Origin of the sequence: Tolypothrix campylonemoides VB511288_2 (assembly GCF_045999855.1) — a bacterium.
In the GTDB taxonomy this organism is placed as follows: Bacteria; Cyanobacteriota; Cyanobacteriia; order Cyanobacteriales; family Nostocaceae; genus Scytonema; species Scytonema bouteillei_A.
The window spans coordinates 166,856-178,874 of sequence record NZ_JBFPMW010000015.1; the positions used below are offsets into that span (position 1 = coordinate 166,856).

At 40.1% G+C, this 12,019-nt stretch carries 12 protein-coding genes and 1 pseudogene; 8 read left to right on the top strand and 5 right to left on the bottom strand.

The window, feature by feature from the left end:
* Positions 1-90 precede the first annotated feature (90 nt).
* The gene (locus AB0756_RS33580; protein ID WP_038087274.1) at positions 91-723 is read left to right on the top strand and encodes a hypothetical protein; all 633 of its coding nucleotides are present in this window, start codon (positions 91-93) and stop codon (positions 721-723) included.
* Between the two features lie 40 nt (positions 724-763).
* Here AB0756_RS33580 and AB0756_RS33585 read toward each other — a convergent pair whose 3' ends face one another.
* Entirely contained in the window at positions 764-1,630 is an 867-nt protein-coding gene (locus tag AB0756_RS33585; RefSeq protein WP_167844727.1) for an RNA polymerase sigma factor, read from the bottom strand.
* Positions 1,631-1,844: 214 nt separating this feature from the next.
* Complete coding sequence (tnpA, locus tag AB0756_RS33590) at positions 1,845-2,243, bottom strand: IS200/IS605 family transposase (protein WP_038072489.1); 399 nt, start codon at positions 2,241-2,243, stop codon at positions 1,845-1,847.
* Between the two features lie 83 nt (positions 2,244-2,326).
* On the opposite strand from tnpA, the gene AB0756_RS33595 reads away from it, so the two are divergent.
* On the top strand, positions 2,327-3,820 hold the full coding sequence (locus AB0756_RS33595; RefSeq protein WP_038072491.1) for an RNA-guided endonuclease InsQ/TnpB family protein: 1,494 nt from the start codon (positions 2,327-2,329) through the stop codon (positions 3,818-3,820).
* Between the two features lie 28 nt (positions 3,821-3,848).
* Here AB0756_RS33595 and AB0756_RS33600 read toward each other — a convergent pair.
* Positions 3,849-4,108, bottom strand: a pseudogene (locus AB0756_RS33600) (NAD(P)H-hydrate dehydratase); the annotation flags it as partial.
* A 57-nt stretch (positions 4,109-4,165) separates the two neighbouring features.
* Here AB0756_RS33600 and AB0756_RS33605 point away from each other — a divergent pair.
* Positions 4,166-5,008, top strand: coding sequence for a HEAT repeat domain-containing protein (locus tag AB0756_RS33605; protein WP_038083028.1), 843 nt, complete (start codon positions 4,166-4,168; stop codon positions 5,006-5,008).
* A gap of 42 nt (positions 5,009-5,050) precedes the next feature.
* Here the strand turns inward: AB0756_RS33605 and AB0756_RS33610 are convergent, their stop codons facing one another.
* Both AB0756_RS33610 and AB0756_RS33615 read right to left on the bottom strand, forming a co-directional pair.
* Positions 5,051-6,649 carry a bifunctional ADP-dependent NAD(P)H-hydrate dehydratase/NAD(P)H-hydrate epimerase gene (locus AB0756_RS33610; protein ID WP_038083027.1) on the bottom strand — a complete coding sequence of 533 codons (1,599 nt, stop codon included), beginning with the start codon at positions 6,647-6,649 and terminating at the stop codon, positions 5,051-5,053.
* A 73-nt stretch (positions 6,650-6,722) separates the two neighbouring features.
* Entirely contained in the window at positions 6,723-7,415 is a 693-nt protein-coding gene (locus tag AB0756_RS33615) for an SPOR domain-containing protein (RefSeq protein ID WP_050045320.1), read from the bottom strand.
* Positions 7,416-7,751: 336 nt separating this feature from the next.
* Here AB0756_RS33615 and mnmA point away from each other — a divergent pair, with 336 nt between their 5' ends.
* The 5 genes from mnmA (at position 7,752) to AB0756_RS33640 (ending at position 11,738) form a co-directional block, all read left to right on the top strand.
* Positions 7,752-8,807 (top strand): tRNA 2-thiouridine(34) synthase MnmA, encoded by a 1,056-nt coding sequence (gene mnmA, locus AB0756_RS33620; RefSeq protein ID WP_038083026.1) that lies wholly within the window; start codon positions 7,752-7,754, stop codon positions 8,805-8,807.
* Positions 8,808-8,950: 143 nt separating this feature from the next.
* Positions 8,951-9,466 carry a hypothetical protein gene (locus tag AB0756_RS33625; RefSeq protein ID WP_038083025.1) on the top strand — a complete coding sequence of 172 codons (516 nt, stop codon included), beginning with the start codon at positions 8,951-8,953 and terminating at the stop codon, positions 9,464-9,466.
* Positions 9,463-9,714 (top strand): hypothetical protein, encoded by a 252-nt coding sequence (locus AB0756_RS33630; protein WP_063779459.1) that lies wholly within the window; start codon positions 9,463-9,465, stop codon positions 9,712-9,714. The genes AB0756_RS33625 and AB0756_RS33630 overlap by 4 nt, the downstream gene beginning before the upstream one ends.
* A 489-nt stretch (positions 9,715-10,203) precedes the next feature.
* Complete coding sequence (locus AB0756_RS33635) at positions 10,204-11,010, top strand: hypothetical protein (RefSeq protein ID WP_408019908.1); 807 nt, start codon at positions 10,204-10,206, stop codon at positions 11,008-11,010.
* A 50-nt stretch (positions 11,011-11,060) separates the two neighbouring features.
* Positions 11,061-11,738: a hypothetical protein gene (locus tag AB0756_RS33640; protein WP_050045319.1), complete on the top strand. Its 678-nt coding sequence runs from the start codon at positions 11,061-11,063 to the stop codon at positions 11,736-11,738.
* Positions 11,739-12,019: the final 281 nt, after the last annotated feature.

Here is a 12,019-nt window from a genome sequence, read left to right on the forward strand (position 1 = left end):
CGGTTTTTTTGCGCCTTTCTACTTATCCTCAAATTAGTGATAGTATTTTTGTTCTATTTTGTTTTTTATAGTGTTATCAATTTGTACCTTATGCTTCAAACAATTCAAGCTAGAAACGTTACTCTGCACGATTTAACAACCAAGTTTAGACTTCAGCTAGTTAAAGACGAGCAATTGTTCCGGGAATGGCAAGATAATTTGCCAGAAATTACCGAACTAGAAAAGCAGCGACTTGATGGAGTTAGAGAGAGTTATTCCAATTTGCTTGAATACCCTCCCATGCTTGAAAATACAGTGAAAATGGTGGCGTTATCTCCTCTGTTAGAATTAGCAGGCTTTTATTTACCTCCCTTTCATATCAGGTCGGAAAAATCTATAGAAATTTCTGCTGAAGATGAAGGCGTCATTGTTAAAGGAGACATTGATGTATTAGTTCTATTTGAACAAATATGGGTAGCTGCAATTGAGTCCAAGCAGGCGCATTTCTCTCTAGATGCAGCCAGAGCACAGCTACTAGCTTATATGCTGGCTGAGTTGCAACCAGATAAACCAACGTTTGGATTAATTACAAATGGTGCTAATTTTCGATTTATTAAATTAGTAAAGGGAATAAACCCTCAATACGCTTTATCCAAACTTTTTGATATTTTTAATCCAGGAAATAATTTATATCAAGTTTTGAGCGTGTTGAAAAGTTTGGGACAATTTTACAGGAAGCAGTAACCAAGGTCATGAAAAGTGACATAAAGATAAAGCTATAGTTTTATCCACTCATTTCAGCTGAGTCCTTCAATGGCTCAATTTCTTGCTTTGCTAATACAGAAATTTCTCTGCTAATAATTTGGTTACATATATCCACACACTCATTACAAATACAAATAGTAACATCTCCTAGTGGTGGACCTGCAATGAGAAGATTAACCTGTTCTCTACTTTTCTTACAAAATGAACAGCAAAGTTCTGACTTGATTTGAGCACTGGTGTTATCGGTCATTATCTTAGACTCCTTAAATGAAATAGATTGGATTTGCCCTTGAAGAGGTAGCAATCGTTCTCTAAGTTGATGGCGAGCTTTGTGCAAACGCCCCTTAACTGCATTGACTGAAATATTTAAGCGCACTGCTACTTCTTGCAGGCTCAGTTGTTCGTGATAAAACAGCAAAGTTGCTTGACGATTACTGTGAGACAGAGTATCGATGGCTTCTAGTAACGCAATGCGGAGTTCTTTATGTTCCGCAACTTGTTCGGGAGCAGCTTTCTCATCAATCAAAAATGGTGCATCAGCTAAATCTCCCACCATTGCTTCTAGAGAAAACACGATTACCTTTCGACGGCGCAATTCGTTGCGGCAAATATTCAGCACAATGCCATACAGCCAACTTTTAAAACGCTTTGGCTGATGCAGTTTCTTCAAGGAAAGATAAGCTTGCAGCATGGCTTCTTGCACGAGATCGCTAGCCAAATCCTTATTGCCAAGCATTTGCTCCGCAATGCGTTGTGCCATCGGCTGATAACGCAACACAAGCCGACCAAATGCAGCTTTATCTCCCTGTCGTGCTAAAAAAATTAATTCTGGATCGCTTTGCTCTGACACGCCTGCTTGCTCAACAACTCTACTTAATAGTGGCAAAGTCAACAGCAAAGGTTACTTGTTACAACATTCCATATTGCCAGTAATTTTGTACTATTTAATTCTTTAATTGCCCACTTAACAATGTGTGACTCTACAGGATGCAGAATATGAGAATAATTTTATGTTATTTCCGAACACACCGAATTATCCGCGCCGAGGTAGCCCCTAAATTCTATTTATGGGGGCTAGGCGCGGGCGACTTTAGTCGCAGTCAAGTTTCTTTTTGGTTTTGAATATACATTTTGATACTGTCTAAAGTCGCACCTCCTACAGTGGATACAAAGTACGAATTAGTCCATAACGAGGGCAGTCGGCTTTTTAATTCTGGAAATTCCAAACGCAAATATCTAGATGTTGCCCCTTTAAATCTCTTCACTACTCGGTGTACTCCAAACTGAGGGTCAACATCTATCAATAAATGCACATGGTCGGGCATTATCTCCATTTCTAATATTTCAACTTTAATGTCAAGAGCTATTTGAGCGAGTAATTCTTTAAGTCTGGATGCAACAGCATTAACCAGCACTTTCCGCCTGTACTTGGGGCAGAAAATCACATGATATTTGCACGAGTAAACAATATTATTGCTTGATTTAAATTTTTCAGTCATTTTCCGAAATAGTAGTTTACTATATTGTATCTATATGATAGAGTAAAGATAACTAATAAACAACGCTCGGGAGGTGATTTAATTTGGCAGTAAGAACATCTAGTTTCGTTACAGAAATACCATTGATAACGACATCTAAAGACTTGAGCGTTCTCGCAGCCAGATTAGAGGCAGGGCGACAGTTGTATAATGCTGTTTTATCTGAAGGTTTAGCCAGACTAGAATTAGTACGTAATTCTGAAATATATCAACAAGCTAAACTCATCCCAAAATCCAACAAAAAAGAACGTTCCACAGCGTTTCAAAAAGCTCGTGAAGCTTACAGGTTTAGCGATTACGATTTACAAGCTTTCGCTAATAAAACAGCCATTGCAAGTATTTGGATTAAATCGCACCTTGATGCTAATACTATTCAGAAGATAGCTACCAGAGCATTTAAGGCTGTAGAGCGAATGATGTACGGGTTAGCTAAAAAGGTTCGGTTTAAGCAGAAAGGACAGTTTGCTTCATTAGAAGGTAAAACCAATAAACAGGGTATTCGTTGGACTGGTAACGCTGTTGAATGGTCTACATTGAAGTTAAAAGCCATCATTACTAACGACCCTGTAATATTGCATGGTTTATCATCAAAGATTAAATATGTTCGCTTAGTGCGTCGCATTCTTAATCAAAAAAATTATTGGTTTGCTCAATTAGTTTGTGAGGGACTACCTTATCAAAAGCCTAAAAATATTATTAGTGATGGTACTATTGGTATTGACTTAGGCGTTTCAACTGTTGCAATTGTTGGGGACAAAAAAACTATCTGGACTTCTTTTGCAGACGAACTAGAATCAAAGCAAAAGAAGATTAGAAAGTTACAGCGCAAAATGGATAGGCAACGCCGCGCCAATAATCCTAATAATTTCAACAGTAACGGTACTGTCAAGAAAGGTTCAAAACGTTGGCATAAATCAAACAGATATAAAAAGAAGAATAACAAAAAACGTGAAACAGAACGTAAACAAGCAGCGCATCGTCAGTCTTTACATGGTAGGTTAGTCAACCAAACTTTAGCCATCGGTAAACATATCAAAATCGAGAAGGTATCCGTCAAGGCATGGCAGAAAAATTATGGTAAATCCATAGGGTTTAAATCCCCATCAAGCTTTCAATCAGAACTAGTACGCAAAGCTGAGAATGCTGGTGGAACAGTTCTAATGTTTTCGACAAGGTATACCGCACTTTCTCAAACTTGTTTGTGTGGTAACAAACAGAAAAAATCATTATCGCAACGTGTTCATCATTGCTCAGTCTGTGGGTTAACGATGCAACGTGATATTTTATCTGCTTACCTGAGTCGTCACGTTGACCCAAAAACAGAAACTTTGTCAATCCAATCAGCCAGAGATAGCTGGCTAGGGATGGAGAAATCCCTACTGGACGGTTGGCAAGATGGGTCAAATCAACGTGCGAGAACTGCGACTAGTTCAAAGTCACCTATTAGCAATAATGGGTCAGAGCGCGTGTTCAGTAACCTAATAGCTTGCGAGGAGTCGGAACCTTTGAGGGTAAACGAAACTCGCGTAGTGAGTTAGAACCTCCTGCATTTATGCATGGGGTATCTCAGACCTGCATTAAATACTGTGTCAGTGTATGAGCATCTACGCCTAACTCTGTTCGCTCTTGTGCTGCTAGAATCCCTGCTTGAGCATGCCACCAAGCCGCAGTTGCAGTAATATCCTCCACGGGAATATTTTTAGAAGAAGCTTGAGCTAGCAATCCACTCAGTAACCCGGTGAGTACATCTCTCCTCTTGCTAAAGCAGGGGTGCTTTCGGGATTGAGCCAAACTGTACCTTGGGGATTGGCGATCGCAGCCTTGGCAAAAATTCTTCATCATCCATAATTCAACCCTCGATTGATTGGGAGATTAAAATAGAAATGATAGCAAGCAACATCTTGCATTACCTTGATTACTTACATGATGTAGATTATTTAGCTGCAATTGTTAACTCGGTATCTGACACAGAACTATCCAATATCATCAATAAACTTTTGCAATCAGGGGATAATGAAATTGTTAGTTCGACTTGTCTCTTCATTCAAGATTTGCTGCTTTTTGGTTCTCGACATCCTAATTGTCAGAAGTTTGTAAAAGGTTATCCAGAGTCTTCAATTGTTAAAACTCTTGAACAGCTTCTTTTTTCTCCAAACCATTTTATTCGTCAGCGAGCAGTGTATACGTTAGGTAAGACTTGCAGCCATAGCAGTATCGCGGCGTTAAATCAAGCTTTCAGCGTATTTCGAGACATCGATCCAATCCTGTTACCTAGACTAATCGGTGAAATGGGTTGGCTCGGAACCGAAAATTTCTGGGCACTTCTTGACTCGATGATGAGTAGCCAAATTTACATGACTCGATGGGCCGTTATCGATGTGCTATCTGAATTTGTTGGTGATGATGCACGCGTACAGGATGAACTATTTCAATGCAAATTAAGGTATATTGAGCAATTACGACAAGATTCAAATATTCTCATTCAGTCAGAGGCGGAGTATGAGTATCAATTGTTAAAGTTTCGTAGCTCGACATACGATTTACCGAGAGCAGAGCGCAAAAAGAAACGGAAAGACTTAGAACGGCAGTATAAACCAGCATTTTTTTTTACTAGTATATCGAATGCGTTCACAAATCACTTGTGTGCCAAGGGGTTAACGCAATATTCTATAGCTGAACTTGAAGCATTTATTTTGGATATGACTCAAGCATTTTCAGTATCGTAAGGTTGTGTAGATCGAATTGGGTGTCTGCCTGGGGCAAACGTATTAAAATGAGTATTTATCGGAAGTTGATATGACCTCTAAAAGCAACACTTGTATTAAATACTGTGTCAGTGTGTGAGCATCTACACCTAACTCTGTTCGCTCTTGTGCTGCTAGAATTCCTGCTTGAGCATGCCACCAAGCCGCAGTTGCAGTAATATCTTCTACGGGAATATTTTTAGAAGAAGCTTGAGCTAGCAATCCACCGAGTAACCCGGTTAATACATCCCCACTCCCTCCTCTTGCTAAAGCAGGGGTACTTTCGGGATTGAGCCAAACTGTACCTTGGGGATTGGCGATCGCAGTTCTCGCTCCTTTTAACAACACGACTGCATGACTTTGCGCGGCTGCTTCTCTGACTGCCTTCACTCTATCTTGATTGGCATCGGAAAGATCGGGAAATAACCGCTTAAATTCACCAGCATGGGGAGTGAGTACTGTAGGTGCTTGCCGTTTTTGTAATGTAGGAATGGTTCCCATATCGGCTAAGATATTTAAGCCATCGGCATCCAGAACCAGAGGGACTGTGCTCTCCAACACTTGTTGTAAAATTGGGTTGGCATCTCGTGTTAAACCGGGACCGCAAGCAATAGCATTAAATTTACTGAGGTCAGTATTTTCTGGTAGCTGAAGTTGCGCTATCGCTCCCGACTCAGTTTCCGGACATCCAATAATCAGTGCTTCTGGTAACTGTGCCACCATTATAGACTTGAGAGATTCCGGTACCGCAATGGAAAGCATCCCCACACCACTTGCTCTTCCTCCTAACCCCGTGAGTAATGCTCCTCCAGAATAGCGACGCGAACCGCAAATCAGGAGTAAATGTCCTTCCTTGTACTTATGGGTAACTGGTGGACGGGGTAAAGGGAGAGTGGAAAGCGCGGTTGTTTTTACAATCCGTTTTATACCTAACGATTTGCCTAATATGGCGTGTATGTCAGCCAACGGAATATCAAAATCTATTAATTCTGCTTTGCCAACACAGTCTAAAGCTTGATCTTGCAATAAACCAAGTTTCCATAAACCCAAACACAGTGTATGGGTTGCACGTACCGCCGTTCCCAACACTTCCCCAGTATCTGTATGCAAGCCGGAAGGGAGATCGATCGCGATAACGGGTTTGTGCCATTCATTGAGCTGGTTGATAGCTGTAGCAATGGGATCGGAGATTGCTCTTTCCAAGCCAAATCCAAATAATCCATCAATAAATAGGTGACAATCTGCCAGTAGCTCAATTGATTCGTAGCAAATAATACCTATACTTTGAGCGTACTGCAAGTGTTGTGAAGTTAATTCTTTCCGTTTGGAGAAAGGACAATAAATGCCAACTTCATAACCGCGAAAATACAACTCGCGAGCAACAACTAGAGCATCACCGCCGTTATGACCGGGACCGACGAGAATTCCAATGCGGAATGAGGGGGAGTGGGGGAAATAGGTGGTATCTTCTGCCAATTTTGTTTGGATGCGATCGGCAATTAATCCCGCCACTTTTTCCATCAAAGCGGCTACAGGCATTCCCCCAGCAAAGATACGGTTTTCGATATCCCGCATTTGTTGTGCGGTAACGACTACCTGTGAAATGAGTTCTTGTCTGCCCATGAATTTTGGATTTTAGATTCTAGATTTTAGATTAATCCAAAATCCAAAATCCAAAATCCAAAATCCAAAATTGTTACTTGCCATAATAAACTCTGGTATTAGAAAAATCTCGAATTCGCTGACCTCGCAGATATTTGTTTAAATCTTCCGCTTCTGCACGTTGCTCAAACGGTCCAACTCTTACATGGGGTCCGCGTGGCTCATTTCTAGCTTCAACACATTCCCCATACTTAACTGTTCTTTTCACTTGTCTTTCCAACTCAGGTAGGTTAGAAGAAAGGGCAGGCACTACTACATAGTAAGATTTATCAACATAACCCCTACATCTACCTGGGTAGGGTCTATCTGGGTAAGGTCTGTCACCAACAGTCTGTCCGTTGGAAAGGTCGATAGCCACAACACCACTTAAACCATAGGATACTAGCCTGTTAGTTAGCCTTCGCATACGAGATTCGCCACACTCATACCCTGCTTGAATGGCATTCCCATAATAGAAAGCATCGCTGACGACTTGCCGAACTCGACTGAGCCCGTTCCTTCTATCCACCAATATACGATAGCACCCTCTATTATCTGGATACCTCCGATCTTGTTCCTGAGGTGCGTTGTATTCTTGATAGTTCCCAGGAGGTGGGGGAGGTAGTTCTTCAAACTGAGCTTTTGCAGAAGTCAATGGTAACAGCACTGCTACCCACCCTCCCAAAAGCAAAGACAGACAATGAATGCTGAAAAAGGTTATGCCCCTATTTGGTATTGGTTTTGACATACTTATTGGTAAGTAATCCAGAAAAAGTATAAAGTTATGAAGAATAAAGTATCAAAAATAAAGCGTTTTTAGGTACGCATACTGTCTTTTGCAAGCGAAAACAACTGAGACAGTAGAAATTTTAAGTGTTATATCCCTATTATCGGTAAAATACTTCACATTTTATCCTTTATCCTTCATACTTTATCCTTTCAACAGGTGGGCGAGAGAGCGTCAAATTTGGTACGCTGGAGTTACCGCTTTGCATATCGTGAGTCAGCTGTCAAAAGTTTGACACAAGGTGCAAAACTCTATCTATTTGGAAGCGGTCAATAGCGATCGCAATGTATAACGGAGATGAACAAAGTCGTAGTAGGTCTTTCAGGCGGAGTTGATAGTTCCACCGCCGCAGCCATTCTGCACGCTCGGGGCTATGAAGTGATTGGTCTGACCCTTTGGTTAATGAAAGGGAAAGGTCAATGTTGCTCTGAGGGTATGATAGACGCGGCTTATATTTGCGAACAGCTAGGCGTTCCCCATCACGTTGTTGATATTCGGGATGTCTTTCAAACAAATATTGTCGATTTCTTGGTAACCGGTTACAGCGCAGGTATTACGCCTTTACCTTGCTCGCAGTGCAATAAGACAGTGAAGTTTGGACCCATGTTGCAGTACGCTCGCGAAAATTTGGGATGCGATCGCATTGCCACAGGTCATTATGCTCGCATTCAGTACGATGAAGCAACGGGGCGTTACCAACTGTTGCGAGCGGTAGACCGCAACAAAGACCAGTCCTATTTTCTTTATGACTTGTCGCAAGATTTACTAGCAGGTTCCGTGTTTCCTCTGGGCGAAATGCTCAAAGCAGATACCCGTCGCGTTGCAGCAGACCACGGTTTGAAAACAGCAGATAAGCCAGAAAGTCAAGACCTGTGTTTGGTAGAAAGCAACGGTTCCATGCGAGCATTTCTTGACAAATACCTTGCACCCAAGAAAGGGGATATTGTAGATACCGCAGGGAAAGTTCTGGGACAACATGAAGGTATCCATCACTACACAATCGGACAGCGAAAAGGCTTGGGGATTGCAGCCCCCGAACCACTGTATGTCATCTCTCTAGACGCAGTGAATAACCGGGTTGTTGTAGGCGATCGCACAAAAGCGACTCAGCCAGAATGTACGGTAGCTCAAGTCAATTGGGTATCCATAGCCGAACCATCCAGCCCCATTCGAGCCGAAGCACAAGTTCGCTATCGGTCAACACCCGTACCAGTTACAGTGATTCCTTTAGAAAACTCTCGTGTCCGCATAGTTTTTGATGAACCCCAGTTCAGCATTACCCCCGGACAAGCCGCTGTTTGGTATGACGGAGAAAAGGTTTTGGGTGGTGGGATTATCGAACAGTTTAACTAGAGTGGTTAGTGGTTAGTAGGATCGCAATGCCTTGCGCCCCTATTAACCACTAACCAACCACCATGTCAAACTTAGTCAGTGGAGAAACAAATTGATTATTCTGTGTACCCATAACTGTGGAGGTGTAGGAAAAAGAGTTAAGTATGCCTTTGGAAAATGAAAAAATTCACCAAAAAATTCCAGCAAGTACTTCATTAGCGCAACAATCTTTACAAGAGAGTTTTCAAGACAATCAGCCAACAGATGTTTCAACAACGCAGGTCGAAAATGCCTATGTAGAGCGGGTCATTGCAGAGGCGGTTCAGCAGGAGCAAGAAATTGACAACCCAACACAATTTACTGTGAATCTCGGCGAATCTCAAGAGAAGATAGCTAAGGAAATTCGCCAAGCCTTAGGATTGAGTTTTGAAGTAACTTTAAACTCTGCTATCAAGTATGCTCTTTTTTATGCAAACAGTTTGGGAGTATCTATTAGCAATCTTGAAGAGTATCCTCGTAATCTAGCTGCACAGTCAATCAAAATGAAAGTGACGCCTGACACTTGGTATAAACTCAAGGCATTTAATGCAACAGACCAAATTTCAGAATGTATTGTAATAGGTCTTCAACTATTGTATAAGCAATTAATAAATATTAAAATTAATAATGAGCATTCATGACAGACCAGTGGGTAACGAGAAAACTAATAGAAGCAATTATTAGCCTCGATCCATCAACTAAGGGAGAACTAGGTCGGCGTGCAGCAGCTCATTTAGGACTAAAACCAGGCCCATCTGGTAAAGACGGCGGTATTGATGGGGTTGGATTTTATCAAGGATGCAAAATATATTTCCAATCTAAATTGGAAAGCCAATCTTTAGATGCAGATTATGCCGATAACTTATACGCAAAGCTTGTACGTCACTAAGCAGATGTAGGTATTGTTTTATCGGGAAGTGGTTATACAAAGGGATTTGAGCCAAGACTGAAAGAGTTTCAGCAAATCCACTCTAACGTTTATCAAATCAAGTGGTTTAAAATACACTTGTTGGACCTAAGCGATTACTTTGATGAAACTTCAGAGTTTAATAAAGCAGCACAAGACTTACCACTATTGCGCGACTTATACCAATTCTATGTGAAGTTGCACATTATTGCCCTCACATTAAAAATGTGGGGCTATACAAACAAAGCCTGCCTTCGCAGGCTAATTGTATGCATCTTCATAGAAAATTGGTATTAAGTATCGAAAAGTGGATTGATTGATATCGTATCAGTTCATCAATGTCGCCAAAAACTTATAATAAACATTCATGACAAATAAGTAGGTTCCGAGAAAACCTACAGAAGCAGCGTTCGGGTTGCGATCGCTCATGATTATATGACAAAACAGCGTCAGAAAAAACCTTGAAAAAATATGACAAAACATACCAATCAACCCCAAGAATTTGATGCTGTGTTGGGAGGACAAGCACCACCACCGACAAGTAGTGTGATTCTGGGTGGAATAGAAGGCTTACGAAGACGTTTCGCTACTTTGACTGGGGAACAAAAAACAAGTACTCTCGCTGATGCTCTTCAGTATGGAGAAGCTGGAATCGATTTGTTAGTGGAAGCATTAAACGATGAGGCTTTCACCGTTAGAGCAACTGCTTATAAGCTTTTACATGAGTTAACATCTATAAAAGCTAAACAAGCTGTTAACAATGGCATTCTTTTAAAGAAGGGAGATAAAGTTTACTGCGTTTATTCTTCAGCAATTTCTTATGGAGACGATTGGTTTTATATAGGAGATTATATTACCGATTCTAATCAGGAAGAGTTAGAAACCGATGCTTACTACGAAGATGAGAAGCCTAAGCTCATCTCACGTCATCTTTTTCAAGAAGATGCTGAATTGGAGGCAAAAATATTACATCAAAGAAGAATGTTGGAAGTTGATTTTTCTACATTATATGTGAATAATTATAATTTAAATTTCAATATTCAAAAATGGTGTGGACTAAATCAAGTATCTTTAGACAATTTTCCAGAATATGAAGAACCATGGGAATTGGAGAACCAAGTTTTAAAAAAATTACAAAATGAAAAAAATATAGAATTACTGGCACAACTTTATGAATTGTTGGGTTATACTCAGCGATTGGTATTTGTTCATGAGGAAGTTGTCAAAGAAGAATGCAATTTCGATTTTAGAGGAAAGAATTTTAAGGAAGTTTTTTAATGTTAGGTCTTAGTATTACAGCTATTGGAATGAGGTCTATTGACGAGTGTATGGAAATTTTTCAAACACTCGCTCATCTATTAAAATTAGAGTTTTTGGAAATAGCCATAGGAAGCATTTGTCCAGTGGATTTTCATTATTTATCAGTTCCACTCATTTTGCATAATTCTTGTCTTTATAAAGAAGGCATGCGTTTGAGATTAGAAATACTCAATCCGAGAACTTGGCAACCCTACTCGGAATTTATTGCTAATTCTGATGTTAGAGCAGTATCCATTCATCCAACGCTACAACGCGATTGTACGAAGCAAGAATTGGAAAAAGCTTTATTTAAACTTCAAAAAACTTTAAATGTTCCAGTTTATTTAGAAGTCATGCCTTCAAGCGAGTATTGGTGTTCTAGTTTGCCAACACTAGTAGAATATCCATTGTTACTGGATGTCTCTCATGTACTTATTTGGTTTCAAGGTAACCAAAGTTTAACTAAAGAAACTTGCTTAGAAATTCTCAATTCTTATGAAGTAGGTGAAATTCATTTAAGCCATAATAATGGGTTTTCTGATGCTCACGATTTAATTCCTTCAAAGGTTTGGTTCCATAATTTGATAGAACCTTGGAGCCAAAAATATTTTGTAACATATGAAAGTTTACCTCAAGTTTTTTATCTTTATGAAAGACTGGATAAACAAAAGACTGGGAAGAATAAGAAAATCAGAGAGATTATATAGATTAACAATTTTTTAGGTATTTTTTATGTCCTTCTGTCGTGTTTTTCTGATAATGCACTAAGAGGTCATTTATAAAGCTGAATGCAACATCAAACCTTTATTGTTGGGTTTCGTTCTTCAACCCAACCTACCTCTGAATGTAACATTGAACCCTCATTGTTGGGTTTCGTTCCTCAACCCAACCTACTTCTTCTTAATGTTTACTTTATAAATCATCTCTAAATTCTTCTGACTCTTTATGTTAAGCATAATTGAGGGGGAGCATCCCAATTTGGAAAAAT